General features: G+C 64.9%; 11 protein-coding genes. 7 read left to right on the forward strand and 4 right to left on the reverse strand.

The window, feature by feature from the left end; translation table 11 throughout:
• The gene (locus tag ACT3S6_RS12180) at positions 1 to 1,434 is read right to left on the reverse strand and encodes a sulfatase family protein (protein WP_444555168.1); all 1,434 of its coding nucleotides are present in this window, start codon (positions 1,432 to 1,434) and stop codon (positions 1 to 3) included.
• Positions 1,424 to 2,884: a sulfatase-like hydrolase/transferase gene (locus ACT3S6_RS12185; RefSeq protein ID WP_444555169.1), complete on the reverse strand. Its 1,461-nt coding sequence runs from the start codon at positions 2,882 to 2,884 to the stop codon at positions 1,424 to 1,426. Before ACT3S6_RS12185 ends, ACT3S6_RS12180 begins: the two co-directional genes overlap by 11 nt.
• Positions 2,885 to 3,096: 212 nt before the next feature.
• On the opposite strand from ACT3S6_RS12185, the gene ACT3S6_RS12190 reads away from it, so the two are divergent.
• Positions 3,097 to 4,326 carry a GntR family transcriptional regulator gene (locus ACT3S6_RS12190; RefSeq protein WP_444555170.1) on the forward strand — a complete coding sequence of 410 codons (1,230 nt, stop codon included), beginning with the start codon at positions 3,097 to 3,099 and terminating at the stop codon, positions 4,324 to 4,326.
• Here the strand turns inward: ACT3S6_RS12190 and ACT3S6_RS12195 are convergent.
• Positions 4,301 to 6,730 (reverse strand): polysaccharide lyase 8 family protein, encoded by a 2,430-nt coding sequence (locus ACT3S6_RS12195; RefSeq protein ID WP_444555171.1) that lies wholly within the window; start codon positions 6,728 to 6,730, stop codon positions 4,301 to 4,303. The genes ACT3S6_RS12190 and ACT3S6_RS12195 overlap by 26 nt on opposite strands.
• Positions 6,731 to 6,897: 167 nt before the next feature.
• On the opposite strand from ACT3S6_RS12195, the gene ACT3S6_RS12200 reads away from it, so the two are divergent.
• Positions 6,898 to 7,734, forward strand: coding sequence for a sugar phosphate isomerase/epimerase family protein (locus ACT3S6_RS12200; protein WP_443384178.1), 837 nt, complete (start codon positions 6,898 to 6,900; stop codon positions 7,732 to 7,734).
• Between the two features lie 194 nt (positions 7,735 to 7,928).
• Entirely contained in the window at positions 7,929 to 11,162 is a 3,234-nt protein-coding gene (locus tag ACT3S6_RS12205; RefSeq protein WP_444555172.1) for a chondroitinase family polysaccharide lyase, read from the forward strand.
• Between the two features lie 7 nt (positions 11,163 to 11,169).
• On the opposite strand, the gene ACT3S6_RS12210 is transcribed toward ACT3S6_RS12205, so the two are convergent.
• Positions 11,170 to 12,237: a LacI family DNA-binding transcriptional regulator gene (locus tag ACT3S6_RS12210; protein WP_444555173.1), complete on the reverse strand. Its 1,068-nt coding sequence runs from the start codon at positions 12,235 to 12,237 to the stop codon at positions 11,170 to 11,172.
• A gap of 176 nt (positions 12,238 to 12,413) precedes the next feature.
• Here ACT3S6_RS12210 and ACT3S6_RS12215 point away from each other — a divergent pair, with 176 nt between their 5' ends.
• The 4 genes from ACT3S6_RS12215 to ACT3S6_RS12230 all read left to right on the forward strand — a co-directional run bounded on the left by ACT3S6_RS12215 (position 12,414) and on the right by ACT3S6_RS12230 (position 19,666).
• Complete coding sequence (locus ACT3S6_RS12215; RefSeq protein WP_444555174.1) at positions 12,414 to 13,583, forward strand: Gfo/Idh/MocA family protein; 1,170 nt, start codon at positions 12,414 to 12,416, stop codon at positions 13,581 to 13,583.
• Entirely contained in the window at positions 13,583 to 14,797 is a 1,215-nt protein-coding gene (locus ACT3S6_RS12220; protein WP_444555175.1) for a dihydrodipicolinate synthase family protein, read from the forward strand. The genes ACT3S6_RS12215 and ACT3S6_RS12220 overlap by 1 nt, the downstream gene beginning before the upstream one ends.
• Positions 14,794 to 15,633 (forward strand): sugar phosphate isomerase/epimerase family protein, encoded by an 840-nt coding sequence (locus tag ACT3S6_RS12225; RefSeq protein ID WP_444555176.1) that lies wholly within the window; start codon positions 14,794 to 14,796, stop codon positions 15,631 to 15,633. Before ACT3S6_RS12220 ends, ACT3S6_RS12225 begins: the two co-directional genes overlap by 4 nt.
• 328 nt (positions 15,634 to 15,961) lie before the next feature.
• Complete coding sequence (locus ACT3S6_RS12230; RefSeq protein WP_444555177.1) at positions 15,962 to 19,666, forward strand: nitrate reductase subunit alpha; 3,705 nt, start codon at positions 15,962 to 15,964, stop codon at positions 19,664 to 19,666.
• The last annotated feature ends 26 nt before the right edge of the window (positions 19,667 to 19,692 follow it).

The following is a 19,692-nucleotide window of genomic DNA, read 5'->3' on the forward strand; positions in this document are numbered from 1 at the left end:
TCAGAGTGACCAACGGTCCAGGTCCGCGACCATCGCCCGGAGGTCCTCCAAAGCCGGCCAGGTGTCGCCGGCGACTTCGAGCTCATGAAGCAACTGTACGCAGTATTCTTTGCCGCGCGCGTCCTCCATTGCTGCCAGATGACGCATTTCGTAGGGGTCTGCCTGCAGATCGAAGAGCCGCGGTGTGAGCAGGTACCGGCCCGGCCGACGGGGGTCGGGACGGCAATCGACCAGGAGCTTGTAATCGGTGGTGCGCAAACCGCGCATTCCCGGGCCGCCGTCGGGCGCTGGTGGACCGTAGTAGAGGGCCGATCCGCCTCCGGCGGAGCCGGAAGGCGTCCGGTCCACCAGATCGGCGGAAACGTCGGTGCCCTGCATGGCGTCGGGGATCTTGCCGGACAGTCCGGTCAAACCCAGCAGGGTCGGGGCAACGTCCACCGAACCGATCAGCGTCCGTTCGTTACGACCGGCGGCAATATGGCCGGGCCAGCGGATGAGGAACGGCAGCGACATCGACTCCTCCCACGGAACGTTCTTGTACATCAGGCCGTGGCTGCCCAGTTGCATCCCGTGGTCGGAGGTAAAGATGACGATCGTGTTCTCCCGCTGTCCGGTCTCCTCCAAGGCCGCCAGGAGGCGGCCAATCTGTTCATCGACGGCCGAGACGGTGGAAAAATAGTCGGGGGCCTTCTCCACGGCCTCCCGTCCGGCCGGCGTCTCGAGGTCGACGTTGGGCCGGGGCAACAGTTCCTCGGGTGTCAGGGCGGTATAGCGGTCCCGGAACGTGGTCGGGGCCTGGTCGAAGGGTTGGTGTGGGGGATTATGCGAGACCACCAAGGCGAAAGGACCTCCGGACGTGTCCACGGTTCGCAGGAAATCGACCGCGACGTCCGTTTCGTGTTCGACCGACCATTGTTCGACGATCGTCTTTTCCTCGCGCGGCGCGTCACCGATCCAGTAGTGCGGACGCAGATGATTGTCGGCGGCGCCGTAGGAATACCAGAAGGAGAAGCCGTGCCGGCGATCCGGTGGGGAATAGGCGTCCCAGACGGCGCCTTCGCGGAAGCCCTCGCCCCAGATGGCGTCCTCGGCGGTCACGGCCTCCAGATGCCATTTGCCGATGTACCCGGTCTGGTAGCCGGATTCCTGGAGAACCCTGGACCAGGTGTCGATGTCTGGTGGAAGCCCGGCATCGGTGTTGGAGTTGATGTTCACCGGCACCCCGTTGCGGTGCGGGTGTTGGCCGGTCATCATCATCGCCCGATGCGGGCTGCACACCGGGTAGCTGCTCACGGCATGGGCGACATCGGCTGATTCCCTGGCCAGGCCGTCGAGATTGGGCGTGTAGGTGGGGTCGGCATCTCGGAACCCCAGTGCCGCATCGCGGAACTGGTCCGCCATGATGAACAGCAGGTTCGGTTGCTCAGGCGCCATGGTGTTCCTTCCGTGCTGCGTCCCCGATTGGGGTTCCGTCCCAATTCGGGGCAGTGAATGCGCCCAACGGGTTCCCGGTGAGCGGATGCAGTTGTCCGGCGCCGGCGACGGGCAGGGAACTGCCATCGAAGTCCGCCGAACCGTAGGTGTCGAACCACTCCTGCAGCTCGGCGCGCATCTCGGCGACCCGGTCGGCATGGGCCGGGTTATCAACCAGGTTCTCCCGTTCCTCCGGGTCGTTCTCCAGATCGTAGAGCTCGTGTGGGCCGTGGGGGTAACGGTGGTTGTACTTCCAGAAGCGATTGCGGATCATGCGGGAGGGGCCGTATTCGTCGAAGATCACTACGGGCCGGGGAACGGCCGTCGCCTCCGTTTCCTGGCCAGTCAGCACGGAGGCGAAGGAGCGACCGGGCCCCGTCTCGAATTCACTTGCCTCGAGACCGGCGAGTTCCAGCAGGGTGGCGGCGACGTCATAGGCGGAGAGTAGCTCCTGCGCTATCCGGCCGGTCTGGATGCTGCCGCGGTGGGAGAAGATGGCGGGAACCTTCACCGAGGAGTCGTAGAGGTTCTGCGGGAAGGTGCCGTTACCCTTGCCCCAGATACCGTGATGACCACAGTTGAAGCCGTTGTCGCTGGAGAAGACCACGATCGTGTCCTCACGCAGTCCGAGTTCCTCGAGCCGGTGCAATACGCGCCCGATGCCGGCGTCCATGGCGCTGACCGCCGCGAAGTAGCCCACCAAGGCCGCACGGGTATCGGCCTCGCCGCCCAGCGGGACCCCACCCACGGTGGTGGTCCACGGGTGCATGGGTTCCTGTGGGCAGGAGGCGAAGGCCGTGTCCTCGTAAAGTCGAGTGAATTCTTCGGGGTGCTGGTCCTTCCACGGCATATGTGGGGCCGTGTAGTTCAGCGCCAGGAAGAACGGGGCATCCTGGCGGGCAGCCTGCTCGATGAACCCCACAGAGTCGTTGGTGATCGCGTCGGTCAGGTAGTCGGTGACCAATTCCTTCTCGCCGTTGCGGTACATGGTGGCGTGGTCGTAGGGGCATCCGCCACCCTCCAAGGCGTACCAATGGTCGAAGCCGTGGCGGGCCTCGTCATTGGCGCCAAGATGCCATTTGCCCGACAGGCCCATGTAGTAGCCGGCGGCCGCCAACTCATCAGTGAAAAGTGGTTGGCCGGAGAGGAAGTCGGTGGCGTTGGGGCCGGCCTCGACGCCGTGCAGATAGTCGTGGACTCCATGCCGGGAGGGTGGTTGGCCGGTCATGAGGCTCGCCCGGGCCGGGGAACACACGGGTGAGACACAAAAGAAGTTCTCCAACCTGGTGCCTTCGGCAGCCAACGCGTCCAGGGTGGGTGTCTGGATGTCCTCGTTGCCCGCGCATCCCATGGCCCAGGCGCCCTGATCGTCGCTGAGGATCATCAAGATGTTGGGTGGGTTCCGCTTCACGGGCACTCCTAGTCCTATACGGGATATGGCGGGTGTTCCTTACTTCATACCCGGCATTATCGAGAGGAATAAAGAATGACTAGGTGGCATCAGCGCCCTTTTGACGGAGAAAAACGGCTAGAATCCAGCGATTTCAGAAGTCATTGACGAATCATCCCTTAAAACCCCTTCAACGATCGTGCATTATGGGAGGAATGACCAAAGGAGTATCCGTGCCAGACTACCGACGGCTCGTCGCCGACCAGGGGGAACTGCGTAACGTCCGCAAGCAGCCCCTGAAATTTCAGGAACTCAGTGAAGACCTGCGCCGGGAGATCCTCGCGGGCACTTGGGCCGTGGGCAGCAAGCTACCCACGGAGGCCCAACTCGCCCGGGAGACCGGCCTGTCCCTGACCACGGTCCGGCGTGCCTACGAGGATCTGGTGGATAAGGGGCTCGTCATCAGGCGGCAGGGCGCCGGCAGCTTCGTCGCCACCCCACCCTCGCGGGCCTTGAAGAAACCGCGCTACACCATCGGTGTTCTGCTGCCGGATACCCAGCTGTACTATCCGAAGGTCCTGCAGGGGATCGAGGAGCACCTCACGGCGCAGGGGGCCAGCCTGCAGTTGTCCACCTACCATTACGATCTGAGCCGGGAGAACTCCAGCATCCAGTTCCTGCTCGATGCCGGTGTCGACGGGCTGCTGCTCGTACCGACCTTGACCGGCATTCCTGATCCGGAGCGGAGGGTCGCCGAACTGGCGGCCCTGCCGGTCCCGGTGGTGCTGCTCGAGCGTAGCCTCGAGGACCTCGGGGCTGCGGATCGGACCGAACACATCTGCTCCGACCACCAGGGCGGGGCCTATGACGCGGTGAAACACCTGGCCGGACTGGGCCACGAACGCATCGCCGTGTTGACGAGGTCGAATGTAGCGGGCAAGAGCGCCAACCCCACCCAATCGGCCGTCGTCGCCGGGTACCGCAGTGCCGTAGCCGACCTCGGACTTTTTGCCGACGGGGAGGAACTGCCGATTTTCAGTTCGACAAAACCCGAATGGGAGCAGGATCAGGCCGAGGCCATGTATACCCGGCTACGGGACAGCCGTGCGACGGCGGCCTTGGTGTTCGGGGACCGCGAAGCGACACTGCTGCAGACCGCAGCCCTGAGGCGTGGGGTGAACGTGCCCGAGGAACTATCCCTGGTCTCCTATGACGATGAGATGGCCGATATCGCCCCGATCCCGTTGACGGCGATCTCGCCCGCGAAGCACCGTTTGGGCATGATGGCCGCAGAGATCTTGCTGCGCCGGCTGAAAGAAGGCGATGCCTGCCCGATCTATCAGATCCGTCTGCGACCGCGCATTGTGGTGCGCGAATCCTGTGCCACCGTGCCGGGCACCGCCACCGCGGGCCCGACGGACCGCCGGGCCCCGGCTCCTAGTGCTGCCGGCCCGACGGCGTGAAGGTCCGCGGGCCCTTGGCCTGAACGGCGAGGTGCACCGTGGCCCCAGCCAGGCCGCGGGTACCGACCTCTAGCGTCGTCGACCCGTCGGCGTTGCGGGTCAGCCTGGCTCTATCACCCTCGAGGAGCCGGTAGCGCCGCCTGGTCCTGAAGGTCAACGAGAGGGAAGAAGCGCCCTGGGTGGGTTCGCTGATCGACAACTGAAGCCGGTTTCCGTCCTCGCGCTGGACGACGCAGGCCGGGCCCGACAGTTCGAGGTCGGCGACCGTGCCCTGCCCCCAGAACGTGGCGGCCAGCGTCTTCTCGTGGGCGAAGGAGACCGCCTGGGCGACCGCGTCATTACGCAGCACCGTGTGCTGCTTCCGTCGGGCGAGTTTCGCAGCCCCCTGGATCGAGGCGCCCGGGGCGATCAGGTACGCGTAGCCGGCCTGCTCCGGTGAGGTGCCGTGATCGAAATAGAGCGTGGCGTAGTTGCGTTTCTGCACCTCGGTGCTGCCCTTGGCGTTGACATCTGACCAGGACCCCGACCGGCGTTCGCGCAGCACGTGAAGTGGCGCTTCGTCCAGCGCGACGTAAGCGCCGAAGCCCTCTAGATGGACCCAGCGGTCCGATGAGAGGACTGACTCAGCATCGGTCGCCGCCGCGACGCGCCCCGAAGCGGTGACCAAGGCGTTGGAGCCCTGGTGCAGGTTGCGGTGGTCCACGATGGTTTCCACCGGTGCCGAGGAACCGGTGTGGATGTCGGAGCCCAGGCACACGATGACGTCCTCGCTGACGAACCAGGATTTGCGGGCGCTGAGCCCGGTGCCTCCGGGACCGATGAGATGCTGTCCGACGGCGGCGATCTCCTCGTTGGCGCTCGAGCCGGTCCATTCGTTGTCCGGTGTCCCGGCCCCCCACTGGCCCTCGACCCTATCCGGCAGGGACGTGGTGTCTACGGTGGTCCCGGGTAGCCTGACATGGTTTGCGGTGGCCCAGAAGGCGTCGTCGTACTGGCCCAGATCGGCGTCATGGACATAGGTCATGCCCGAGCCGGAATGGTAGCCCCGGTCATTTTCGCCGTTGCCGCATTCGTACCAGGAGATCCGGTTGCTGCACATCGCCGTGGACAGCGACCATTGGGGGCCGCGGTGCATGGTGCGGTCCATGGCCGGGAACAGGAAATGGCCGGCCAGTGGGGCCGCCGGCGACAGGCCCAGCGACAGGAGTTCCTTCACCAGTGCCGTACGCGCGACGCTGGCTCCGTCCAGAATGGGGGCGTGGTCGTTATCGGTGATCCATTGCAACGCGCGCCGGCGCCAGCGCTTGGCGGTGGGTGCGTCGACGGCACGTGACAGCAGCAGCACGGCCTCGATGGTGCTGGCCCCCAAATCGAAACCGGTGTTTTCCTCGCGGGAGACACTGCGCCCGTGCACCGAATCGGCCATGGCCCCGGCCATCAGGCAGGGGGCAAAGGAGTCCTCAACGGTTTTGAAGAGGATGTCCCGGCTCGGATCGGAGACCGCGGCATCGGTTCCGCCGAGCAGCGCGAAGAGCCTGGCGAGACCACTGAGCAGAACCACCCCGTAGGAGCCGGTATAGGGGGTGGTGCTGTGCTGGATGAAGGAGCCGTCGGCAAAGAATCCGTTGCCGCTGGTGACGTACTGCCACACCTCGGCCAGTCCGGCGACGGCATGGTGGAGCTTCTCTTCGTTCCCGTCGACCAGTGAGCGGACGATGATGCCCTGGCACAGGTCCACGCGGTTCGCCCCGACCGAGGTGATCTTCCCGCGCGAGGGCGGGAACTGCTGCCACGGGTCCGGCACGAAGTGGTCGATCGCTGCGCAGTATGCGGCCCGCTCGTCCTCGTCCAGCTCGTCGAAGAGCAGTACCAGCGTGTCCGCCAGGGCCCGGGGAACCCCGATTTCCCAGGCCCACCAGTTGCCCTCCTCCTCAGTGGTGTCGTTGTAGCGCAGCCGGTGGGCGTCGGACAGCCCGGCACGGATCTGCTTCAACAAGGTGCCCTGGCCGAAGGAGGCCGCCCCGGGCGTGGCCCAGGCGGTCGCCATTTGGGATAAGCGCACATACGTATAGCGCAGGTCCCCGGCTGCGGACAGGCCCAAGTCCGTGAAGATCCGGGTTCTGGCCGCGGAGGAGTCCAGGGTGCCCACGGCCGATGCGGCGGCCCGGTCCAGGGTGGCCAAGGCGTTGGCGAAATCCCGATCGCCGGCAATGAATTCCCTCCGGCCGGTGAGCTGGTCCACCCAGGTGGAGCGCAGTGTGGCGAAATCGGCGCTTGATAAGGCGGGCATTTCGGCAGCCCGGGCGGGCAGGGCGGTTTGGCTGATGAAGCTCAGGAGCAGGCCGGTCACGGCCACCCCTCCGGCGCCTTTGAGTGCGGTTCTGCGGGATAGTTCCTGGTCCATGGCTTCGCTCCTGATGTCCGTGGCGGGGCCGGCCCTGAGTGCCGGTGCCCTGTTGGGAAGGAACTCAACGTCACGTCAAGGTGAGGAATAAAGCAGTAGCGCCTGAACGGAACATGGCCAACAATGGAGCACACCACCGTCAGCGATACCAAGGAGCACCACGCCCCATGCAACTGTCCTTCTCCACGTTGGGATGCCCAGACGCCGATGTCGACGAAGTGCTGGCGCTCGCCGGCGAGCACGGTGCCACCGGCGTCGAACTGCGGATGCACGAGGGTGGAATTATCTCCGCCAGCATGGACGACGCCGAGCGTGGGAAGGTCAAGACCGCCTTCGCCGATGCCGGGATCACCATCTTGGCGGTGGGGAGCTATGTCAAGATCTGCGCGCCCGGAAAGGACATCGACGTCTTTCGGGAACTCGAGGCCGCGTTGCGGCTCGCGGCAGACATCGGGGCGAAGGCCGTGAGGGTCTTTCCCGGTGCCGGGCTGGATTCAACCTCCGAGGCCGACCGCGAGGAGGCCTTTGAGCTGGAGGAAAATGCAGTCCGTCGGCTGACGGCGGCCGAAGGGCCGGCGGCCATGCATGGGGTCCAGCTCTTATTGGAGACTCATGATTCGCATCCACGCGGGGTCGATGCCGCGCGCATCCTGTTCCCCCTGGGGCCGCAGGGCGCGGTGCGCACCATTTGGGATGTCCTGCACCCGTGGAAACGCGGGGAGGAACCCGAAGCGACCGTGAAGGCGCTCGCCGGGCGCATCGAGTACCTCCAGCTCAAGGATGCCCGCCGTGGCTCCACCGCCGATGCCCCGATCCTGACCCTGCCAGGGGAGGGGGACATCCCGTTGGAGAAGATGCTCCGGCTGTACCGGGAACAGGCGCCGACAGGAGTCGATCCCTGGGTGTCCTTGGAATGGGAGAAGGCCTGGAACCCCGATTTGCCGGAGCTGGGCGAGGCGCTGGCCGCCACCCGGAAGATCCTCGACTCGCTGTCCTCGAGCTAATCCGCCGTCCGGCTTGAGGCCCGCGCGGCCGGACAGAACTTCGGGGTGCTCATTTATTCCTATGGTGTGCGTCACCTTGACTGACCGTGTCCCAGCTGGAGGCACCCGGTGAAATGCCGGAGGTGTCTACCAGATTGAGCTCATGGAAAGCCCTTCCGGTTGCCCGTTCGCGTACCGGAGAAGATTGGAAAACAATGAACTGGACCAACCTCGAATTCAACCGACGCACCCTCATCAAGGTCGGCAGCGTCGCCAGCGCGGGGGCTGCGTTCGCGCTCAGCGCCGCACCTGCCCAAGCCGCCGGTGCCCGGGTCCCGATGGCCCCCGCGGCTCCCGGTGACGTCGAAGCGAAGGCCCTGGCCCTGCAGCCGCCGACCTTCCTCTTCGAAACGAAGGTGCCCGAGCAGGTCACTGCGGTCTCGGGGGCGGAGCCCGCGATCAGTGACGAGCAGGCCATCATCGGCAAGCACTCCCTCCGCTGGGACTACTCCGCCGGCTCCGTCCTGCAGATCGATGCGGCACTGGACGCCGAGGACTCCAGAATCCCGGAGGACGACGAGACGAAGCTCGGATCGCGCAGCACCTTCGGCCTGTGGATCTACAATTCCACGGCCCGCCAGGGCACCCTGCGCCTGGAATTCGGCCGGCAGGGAAGCAAGGACGCCTGGTGCGACCTCCATCTGGACTTCACCGGCTGGCGAACCGTCTGGATCCGCCTGGCCCAGGACCTGGAAGGCACACCGCGCCGCGACATGGATACCCTCCGGTTCGTCGCCCCGTCGTCGGGTTCCGGGACGCTCTTCCTGGACCAGCTGGTCCTGAACATGTCCATGCGCACCGACCACCCGATGCGGAGCGAGCAGGCCCCTTTCGTCAACCCGGAAGCCGATACGGCGCAAAATGCGCATTGGCTCGCCCTGCTGAAGTTCCAGGAACTACAGGATGCCCAGGCGCCGGCACCGGTCACAGATGCGACGTTGCTGGCCGATGTGTCGACGGTGAAGTCCAGGTACCTTGAGGCCTACCTCACCGGTGGCGGCGCGACCACGGGCTCGCAGGTGGCCGATCTGACGGCGCAACTGGCCAAGCTCGGCATCCCCGAGCGGTCCACCAGTGGGCCGGCGACACCGGTCCTCTTGAACCAGCAGGCCATCTTCCCGCCTCAGATCGCCCCCGAACTGGCTGCGCTGGCTGGAAGCGCCAAACTGCGCACGCTCACGGATCTGATGCAGAAGATCGCCCGGGCCTGGGAACGTGCCGATGCCACGCGCAGGCCGCTGGTGGCCGAGCTGTACGTCCGCGCCGTCTTGCATCTTCGCCGCGTGGGTTGGGCCAAGGGCAGTAGCCAGGGCAGTGTCCACCATCTCGGATACAACATCCGTGGGTACTACGACTCCGTCTTTATCATGAAGGACGTCCTCCAGGATGAAGGATTGCTGGAGGAAGCCCGGGCCGATGTCGACTGGTTCGTCGGCCTGGGGCGCGTTCTCGAACGCCCGCTGCGACGCGATGGCATCATGGACATCTACAACACGAACGTCCGGGGCCTTGTGGCAGCGGCCATGCTGCGGGAGACTCCTGGCGAACAGGCGGCTTGGCTTTCAGCCGTCCGCGACTTCCTCGATGTCACCCTGCAGCCAAGTGACGGTTTGCAGGGCGGAATTAAAGCCGATGGCTCGGGATTCCACCATGTCGGGTTCTACCCCGCCTACAGCGCTGATGGCCTCTCCGGACTGGCGCCAATGGTCATGGTCCTGGGTGGCACGTCGTTCCGTCTGTCCGAGGCGGCGCACTCCCTGTTGAAAAAGGCGGTGCTGGGGATGCGCACCTTTGCCAATAAATTCGAATGGTCGCTGACCGTGTGTAACCGCCATCCAAAGGCGGGCCAAACACTCAAGCTCGATCCCTTCCAGTGGCTGTTCCAGGCTGGCACGCCCGACGGGAAGAAGGCCCTGGACCCCGAACTGGGGGCTGCCTTCCTGCGCCTGCTGCCGGAAAAGCAGTCTTCGATCCACCAACGGCTGGCCGCCAAATTGGCTGCTACCGGGGTCACCGTGGAAGATTCCCCGACGGGCCACTGGACCTACAACTACGGCGCCCTCGGAGTGCACCGCCGCGAGGACTGGTCGGTGACCGTTCGCGGACACAACCGCTACCTGTGGAGCTCGGAGACCTACGAAAACGCCAATATCTATGGCCGCTACGGCACCTACGGGCAGATCAACGTTCAGTCCACGGGCGATCCGATCACCCTGCTGGATAGCGGGTTCTCCCAGGAAGGCTGGGATTGGGGGCGTTTCCCGGGCACGACGGCGATCCATAAGCCCGTTGATGACCTGTTCATCGATCTCGGGCTCGGAGTGGAAATCATGCCACTCTCGGATTCGCGCTTCGGCGGGGCCACCAACATCGATGGCCGGCACGGTCTCTTTGCCATGGACCTGCACGAGATCCCTTCCTGGGATCCCAGCCACCGGGCCCGCAAATCAGTGTTCCTTTTCGACGAGCGGGTCATCGCAGTGGGTACGGGGATCGAAAACAATGACCGCCGAAACGAAACGGGGACGACCCTGTTCCAGAGCCACCTGGCGGCGACGTCGGAGCCCACCTACATCGACTCCACCCGGCCCGTCGCCGACTTCCCGCTCGAGCGCAAATCGCGCAAGAAATCCAAGCATGCACAATGGCTGGCCGACGGGAAGGGCAATGGCTACTACATCCCGGCCAAGCAGCACCTGGGGATCGAGCGTTCCACGCAGAAGTCGAAGGACCAGAGCTCCGGAGAACCCACCAGTGGGGACTTCGCCACGGCGTGGCTGAGCCATGGGACCAAACCGAGGAGCGGATCCTATGAATACGCGATGCTGATCGGGCGGACTCCACAACAAACGGCGGCCTTCGCGAAAGCCATGGGCGGCCGGCGAGCCCCCTATGAGGTGTTGGAGGCGCGCTCCGACCGGCATGCAGTCCGCGATCGGGAGACCGGTATCACCGGCTACGCGGTCTTCGAGGCGGGGCACGGGTTCGAGGGCGATATCGAAGGGGTGGATACTCCTTCGTTGTTGATGACCCGGCGTGAAAAGAACCGTCTGGTCATGTCGGTGACGGATCCGGATCTCCGCCTGTATTCGGGCAAAGACCCGGACCAATACGATGCCAAGGGCCGTTTCGTCGGCGGTGTCCTTCCCTACGTGGTGTCCTGGAGGGAAAACGCGAGCCAGGCCCACACCCTGACCGTGAAGGTCAAGGGCTCCTGGAAGCTAGCCGAAAAGGTCGACGGCGTGAAGGTCACTTCCCGCAAGGGCCACGGCGGCCACGACCATCATGGAGGACGCCACGGCCATGATCATGGCCGGCAGGGGCGCACCGAGATCGCGGTCCGCACCCGGGACGGGCTGCCGGTGCAGTTCAGCCTGGCGCGGCACTAATACCGCGTTAGCCCTGCCCCGCCGCGGTGGTGCTGCGTCGGAGCATGAGTTCGCCGGTGACGGTGGGTTCGGCTCCGGCAGCACCTCCAGGGAGGGCCACGGTGCTTTCGACGGCGATCCGTCCGATGTGCAGCAACGGCAGCCGCACGGTGGTCAATCCGGGATGGAAATCCCGCAGCGTCTCGATATCGTCGAATCCCGCGACGGCGGCGTCGCGCGGAACCTGGACCCCGCCCTCACGCAGCCCGGCGACCAGCCCGATGGCCATCACGTCACTGACCGCAAAAAGGCAGACAGGGGCCCCTTCCCGGTGAGCCGCGGCGACCCGTGGTGCCAGCTCGGCGCCGGTGGCATGGCCGCCAGCCCGGTCCAATCCGGTATGCAAGACCTCGGCCGCCGGAACACCCGCGGCGTGTAGACCATGGTGGAATCCACGGACCCTATCGTCCGAGGTGGCCAAGCCCTCGGGGCCCGCCACGATCAGGAAGGGGCCGCGATGGGTGGCGGCCAATGCGCCCGCCAGCTGACAGGCCAGGTCTTCGTTGGGAACGGCGATGACATGGTGGTGTTCGGGGGAACCGGTCCCCTCCACGGGGCGACCGATGACGGCGACCTGGCCATCATTACGGCAGTAGAGGTCCAGCTCGTTGGCCAAGGTGCTGTTGGCTTCACGGTCCGCAGCAGCGGTGGTCCGCGAGCCCGCCAGGATGATGGCATCAGCCCGGTGGGCGGCGAAGGCGGAGACTGCGGTGGCCTCCTCTGCAGGGGTGCCGCCGGTGGTGGCGAGCATGACGAGTTTATTGCGTTCCCGCGCAGCTTCCTGGACGCCGTGGGCGATGGCCGCGAAGTACGGGTCGGCGATGTCGTGGACGATGAGGCCGATGACCCCCGAGCTGGATTTCGCCAGCCCCTGAGCTTGCGCATTGGGCACGTACCCCAGTTCGAGGGCCGCCCGCCGGACGTTTGCGGCAATCTCCGGTCCGGGGATCCGCGCCGAACCATTGAGTACCCGGGACGCGGTGGCGGGGGAGACTCCTGCCTTGCGGGCCACCTCGGCCAGTGTCGTTGCGGACATCGCTACCCCTTCGCCGGCCGTCACGGCTCACATGGTGGACAAGAGTTCCAGTATCGCATGACAGAAAAGTTTGGGAAAGCGCTTGCCAAGCATTGTTTGGATGGGCATGATGGACACAACGGGAATGCGCTTTCCCAATCAGTCTTCATACCATCCACCCCCAGCAAAGAGGTCCCATGGGCTCGACACCACGCACCATCCGTATCGCCATGAACGGCATTACCGGCCGGATGGGCTACCGCCAGCACCTGCTGCGATCCATCCTGCCGATCCGCGACGCCGGAGGCTTCACCCTGGCCGATGGCAGCCGCGTCCAGGTCGAGCCGATCCTCATCGGGCGCAACGAAGCCAAGGTCCGCGAACTTGCAGAACTGCATGGGGTCGCCGAATGGAGCACCGATCTGGATGCGGTCATCAACGACCCGACCGTCGACGTCGTCTTCGACGCCTCGATGACCAGCCTGCGCGCCGCGACGCTGAAGAAGGCCATGCAGGCCGGCAAACACATCTTCACCGAGAAGCCCACCGCCGAAACCCTCGACGAAGCCATCGAGCTCGCCCGCATCGGCACCGAGTCCGGGGTGACCGCCGGCGTCGTGCATGACAAGCTCTACCTGCCCGGGCTGGTGAAGCTGCGCCGCCTCGTCGATGAGGGATTCTTCGGCCGCATCCTGTCCATCCGCGGCGAATTCGGCTACTGGGTCTTCGAAGGCGATGTGCAGTCAGCGCAGCGTCCGTCCTGGAACTACCGCGCCGAAGACGGCGGCGGCATGACCACCGATATGTTCTGCCACTGGAACTACGTCCTCGAGGGGATCATCGGGAAGGTCAAAAGCGTCAACGCCAAGACCGCCACCCACATCCCGGCCCGTTGGGACGAGCAGGACCAGGAATACGTCGCGACCGCCGATGACGCCTCCTACGGCATCTTCGAACTCGAGACCCCCGCCGGCGACGAGGTCGTGGGGCAGATCAATTCCTCCTGGGCCGTGCGGGTCTACCGCGACGAACTCGTCGAATTCCAGATCGATGGAACGCTCGGCTCGGCAGTGGCCGGCCTGAATAAGTGCGTCGCCCAGCAGCGCGCCCACACCCCCAAGCCGGTCTGGAACCCCGACCTGCCGGTGACCGAATCCTTCCGCGACCAATGGCAGGAAGTCCCGGCCAACGCCGAGCTGGACAACGGCTTCAAGCTGCAGTGGGAAGAGTTCCTGGCCGACGTCGTCGCCGGACGCGAACACCGCTTCGGTTTGCTCTCCGCGGCCCGCGGCGTCCAGCTGGCCGAATTGGGCCTGCGCTCCAACGACGAACGCCGTACCATCGACATCCCGGAAATCACGCTCTGATGGCCTCGCTGATTCTTCCCCGGAACGACGGCGGAACCCGCACGCACCAGCTATCCGAGGCACGGACCTGGTCCAGGCCCACCGCCCCGATCACCTCCCGGCACGCCTACGCAGCGGCCCACGTCATCCCCGACGTGCACGCGGAGAACGTGCCCGGAGCCCCGGCGGCACTGGACTGGGATACCACCCTCGCCTACCGCCACGAACTCTGGTCCTACGGCCTGGGTGTCGCCGATGCGATGGACACCGCCCAGCGCGGCATGGGTCTGGACTGGGCGGCCACCGGAGAACTGATCCGCCGCAGTGCCGCCGAAGCGGCCGCTGTGGTCTCCTCGAAGGCCCCCGCCACCGCCGGCAAATCGGTGCGCGATCTGCTCGCCTGCGGCGCGGGAACCGACCAGCTGGATCTGGCCACCGTCCCCTCGGGCCCTGCCGGGCTGAACGTCGTGCTCGATGCCTACCGCGAGCAGATGGCTCTGGTGGAGGAGGCCGGCGCGAAGACCATCCTGATGGCCTCCCGCGCGCTGGCCGCCGTGGCCACCGACGCCGAGGACTATCTGCACGTCTATTCGACGTTGCTGCGTGAGGCCAAGCAACCGGTGATCCTGCACTGGCTGGGCACCATGTTCGATCCGGCCTTGGCCGGCTACTGGGGCTCCGATGACGTCGCCACGGCGACCGATACGTTCTCCTCGCTGGTCAGCGGTCATGCCGAGAAGATCGACGGGGTCAAGGTCTCCCTGCTCGACGCCGGGCACGAGGTCGCACTACGGGCCTCACTGCCTGCAGGGGTCAGGCTCTATACCGGGGATGACTTCAACTATCCCGAACTCATCGACGGGGACGGCAGTCACCACTCCGATGCGCTGCTGGGCATCTTCGCCGCCATCTACCCGGCGGCCTCCGCAGCGCTGCAAAGCTACGACGCCGGTGATTCGGTGGCGGCACGAGCCACCCTTGATTCGACCCGGGAACTGGGAAAGCACATCTTTAGCGCCCCCACCTTCTACTACAAGACGGGCATTGCGTTCCTCTCGTGGATCAACGCGCAGCAGCCCGGTTTCCAGATGGTGGGCGGACTACATTCGGGCCGGTCGCTCATGCACCTGGCGACCACCTTCGAACTGGCCGATGCTGCCGGGCTGCTCCTAGATCCTGAGCGCTCCGCAGCCCGGATGTCCACCTTCCTTCAGACCAATGGGGTGGGAGCATGAGCGATTTCTCGCGGTTGGCCCTGAACAGCGCCACCACCAAGAAATGGACCCTGCCCGAGGTCGTGGACGGCTGCGTCCGCGCCGGGATCCCGGCCATCGGCCCCTGGCGGGACATCGTCGCAGACCACGGCCTGGCGGAATCGGCGCAGCTGATCCGTGATGCCGGACTGCGGGTCTCATCGCTGTGCCGGGGAGGCTTCCTGACGGCAGCCGATGCCGAGGGCCAGGCAGTGGCGCTGGCCGACAACCGTGCGGCGATCGAAGAGGCCGTGGCGCTGGGCACCACCGAGTTGTTCCTGGTGGTCGGCGGCTTGGCCCCGGGGGAGAAGGATGTCGTCGCGGCCCGCCAACGCGTGGCCGACCGCCTGAAGGACCTGGTGCCCTACGCCGTCGAACACGGGGTGCGGCTGGTCCTTGAACCGCTGCATCCGATGTATGCGGCAGACCGGGCCCTGATCTCCACGCTAGGGCAATCCCTGGACCTGGCGGCACCGTACGATCCGGGCGCCGTCGGCGTGGCCGTAGACACCTTCCACGTCTGGTGGGACCCTGATCTGAAGGCGCAGATCGGGCGGGCCGGCCGCGAACAGCGGATCGCTTCCTACCAAATCTGCGATTTCAACCTGCCTATCGCAGCCGACGCTTTGCTTTCCCGCGGCATGATGGGAGACGGTGTCATCGACTTCGCGACCATCGGCTCCTGGGTCCGTGATGCCGGGTACACCGGGGATATCGAGGTGGAAATTTTCAACCAGGAAATCTGGGATACCGACGGCGATACGGTCCTCTCCACCGTGAAGGAACGCTACGCAGAACTGGTGCTGCCTTTCGCCTAGCCCACGGTGGTTGACCGGCGACCCGCGAGCGTGATGGTTCCGGTTCCCCTTGAGCCGAGTCCGCGCGGATCAGCTCTTCGAAGGCCGCTCCCGCGGGGGCGGCCTTCGTCGTTCCCTCCGCGGGCCGGAACCTTAGAGCGTGAAGAATTTCCCATGTCACCTGCAGTTTTGTTGATTGCAACTATGTGATGGTGGTCTCATTTTTTCCCTGCTACTGTGAGTTTCATCGACGCGGGGTCTTTGATTCCACAGGATTCGGAAACCCCCTGTCCGAGGAGGCATACGGCCTCATGGCGGGCCGTATAACGGCGAATGCGGGAGGGCCGACATGAGCACGACCATGAATAGCGGACTACAAGATGCGCTGATCAGGACTCGGAGGTTTTTCAAACCGAAGGAAGTCGTCTCGCCCGATGGACGCACGCTACTCAAGGTCGGGGGCCGTTCCGGGGATTCCTTCTACCGGGATCGTTGGAGCCACGACAAGGTGGTCAGATCGACCCACGGGGTGAACTGCACGGGGTCGTGCTCCTGGAATGTCTACGTCAAAGACGGCATCATCACCTGGGAAACCCAGGCCACCGATTACCCCACCACCGGCCCCGATAAGCCGGAATACGAGCCGCGCGGTTGCCCGCGCGGCGCTTCTTTTTCCTGGTACACCTATTCGCCAACCCGAACCCGCTACCCATACATCCGCGGCGTCCTGCTGGAAATGTACCGAGAGGCCAAAGCCCGGCTGAAGGACCCGGTCCTGGCGTGGGCCGATCTGACCGAGGACCCGGAGCGGGCCGTGAAGTATAAGAGCGCCCGGGGCAAGGGCGGGCTGGTGCGCGCGTCATGGGACGAAGCGGTCGAGATCGTCGCGGCGGCCCATGTGCACACCATCCGCAAATACGGTCCCGACCGAGTGGCAGGGTTCTCGCCCATCCCGGCCATGTCGATGGTCTCGCACTCTTCAGGTGCCCGGTTCGTGAACCTTATCGGCGGGTCCATGCTCAGCTTCTACGACTGGTACGCCGATATGCCGGTCGCTTCCCCCCAGGTTTTCGGCGACCAGACCGACGTACCCGAATCCGGGGACTGGTGGGATGCCGGCTACCTGGTCATCTGGGGCACCAACGTCCCGGTGACGCGGACCCCCGATGCCCACTGGATGATCGAAGCCCGCTACCGGGGACAAAAAGTGGTCGTCGTTTCCCCCGACTTCGCCGACAGCACCAAATTCGCCGATGAATGGATGCCCGCCGAACCGGGAACCGACGGCGCCCTAGCGATGGCCATGGGACATGTCATCCTCAAGGAATTCCACGTGGACCGGCAGACCCCCTATTTCACCCAGTACGTGAAGAAGTACACCGACCTGCCGTTCCTGGTCACCCTCGACGAAGCGCAGGACGCCGACGGAGAACGGATGTTCACTGCCGGCAAGTTCCTGACCGCCGCCGACCTGGACGGAGAGATTGAGGCGGAAGCTGAAAACCCCGAATTCAAGACGGTCCTGGTTGATGCGGCCACCGACCGCCTCGTGGTGCCCCCGGGCACCCTCGGCCACCGCTACGGCGAAACCGGTGAGGGCAAATGGAACCTCGACCTCGGGGATATCGACCCCAAGCTGACCCTGATCGATGGTGCCGACGAAAACGTCTCCATCGACATGCCACGTTTCGACGCCGGCCAGGGCAATATCGGTGTCATCCGCCGCGGCGTCCCGGCACGCCGGGTGGCCGGACGGCTGGTCACCACGGTCTTCGACCTGATGCTCGCCCAATACGGCGTGGGGCGCCCCGGGCTACCGGGGGAGTGGCCCACGGGCTACGACGACGCCGAATCGCCGAACACCCCCGCCTGGCAGGCCAATATCACCGGCGTCACGGCCGAGGCCTGCGAACGGATCGGTCGGGAATTCGCGCAGAACGCCGAGGATTCCAAGGGCCGCTCGATGATCCTGATGGGAGCCGGCACCAACCACTGGTTCCACTCCGACACCATCTACCGCACCTTCCTGACCTTGACGACCGTCACCGGTTGCCAGGGCGTGAACGGCGGCGGCTGGGCGCACTATGTCGGACAGGAAAAGGTCCGTCCACTCACCGGATACAACCAACTCGCAAACGGACTGGACTGGCTGCGTCCTCCCCGCAACATGGTGCAGACGGCCTACTGGTACCTCCACACCGACCAGTTTCGCTATGACCAGTTCGGTGCCGATGCCCTGACCGCCCAAACCGGCAAGGGGCAGCTCGCCGGAAAGACGACGGCGGACATCATCGCCCAATCGGCCCGGCTGGGGTGGATGCCTTCCTACCCCACCTTCGACCGGAACCCCTTGATCATCGGGGCCCAGGCCAGGCAGAAGGGCCAGTCGGCCAAGGACTACGTGGTTGACGAGATCAAGGCGGGACGGTTGAACTTCGCCGCCGAGGACCCCGATGCTCCGGATAACTACCCCCGGGTGCTCTCGTTGTGGCGCTCGAACCTGATCGGCTCCTCGGCCAAGGGCAACGAATACTTCCTGAACCACCTGCTGGGGGCCTCGCACACCATCAGTGCCGAGGAAACCGCAGAACGCTTCCGCCCCAAGGACGTGAAATGGCGGGAGAAGGCTCCGACGGGGAAACTCGACCTGCTCACCACGCTGGACTTCCGAATGACCAGCTCCACGCTGCACTCGGATATCGTGCTCCCGGCGGCCACCTGGTATGAGAAGTACGACCTGTCCACCACTGACATGCACCCGTTCGTGAACTCCTTCAACCCGGCCATCGCCCCGCCGTGGCAATCCCGTACGGACTGGGACGCCTGGCAGGAAATCTCCCGGGTGTTCAGCCGTCTGGCGGAACCGCACCTGGGCAAGCAGACCGACGTCGTCGCGGCGCCGCTGACCCATGACACCCCCGATGCGATGGTTTCCCCACATGGGAAGGTCAGGGACTGGAAATACGGCGAATGTGAGCCCGAGCCCGGGGTCACCATGCCCAAGATCATCGAAGTCGAACGCGACTACACGAAGATCGGCGACATGATGCGCTCGATCGGACCCCTGATGGACACGCTCGGGGCCACGACCAAGGGCATCACCTTTGACGTGAGCCGGGAAATCGAAGAACTAAAGATCAAGAACGGAACCGTGAGGGGAGGTGCGGGCCATGGGCGCCCCGACATCCTCAAGGACTACCAGGCCTGCGAGATGATCCTGACCCTCTCCGGCACCACCAACGGACATTTGGCGACCCAGGGTTTCAAAACGCTGGAGAAACGCACCGGCACCTTGCTGCACGACTTGTCCTCGGAGAACGAAGGCCACCGGGTGACGTTCGCCGATACACAAAACGGTCCGGCGCCGGTGATCACCTCACCCGAATGGTCAGGTTCTGAAACCGGCGGCCGGCGGTACTCCCCGTTCACCATCAACGTTGAACGACTCAAACCGTGGCATACCCTGACCGGCCGGATGCACTTTTATCTGGACCACGACTGGATGACCGAACTGGGTGAGGGATTGCCGATCTTCCGGCCACCGCTGGACATGACGGCGCTATTCGATGAACCGGCCATCGGTTCCACCTCCTCCAAGGGCGTGTCCGTCAGGTACCTGACCCCGCATAATAAGTGGTCCATCCACTCCGAATACCAGGACAACCTGTTCATGCTCTCACTGTTCAGGGGTGGTCCGGGAATCTGGATGAGTCCGCTGGACGCCGAGAAGATCGGGGTCAAGGACAACGAGTGGATCGAGGCGGTCAACCGCAACGGCACGACCACGGCACGAGCCATCGTCTCGCACCGGATGCCCGAGGGCACCGTGTTCATGTATCACTCGCAGGACCGGCTGATCGATATGCCGCTCTCCGAGACCAGCGGCCAGCGCGGTGGCAACCACAACTCGCTCACCCGCCTGATGATCAAGCCCACGCACATGATCGGCGGTTACGCCCAGCAGACCTACGCCTTCAACTACATGGGGCCGACGGGAAACCAACGCGACGAAGTCACGGTCATTCGCCGCCGCAACCAGGAGGTGACGTACTAATGCGTGTCATGGCTCAAATGGCAATG

It is taken from the genome of Arthrobacter sp. AOP36-C1-22, assembly GCF_052377515.1.
GTDB lineage: Bacteria > Actinomycetota > Actinomycetes > Actinomycetales > Micrococcaceae > Arthrobacter_H.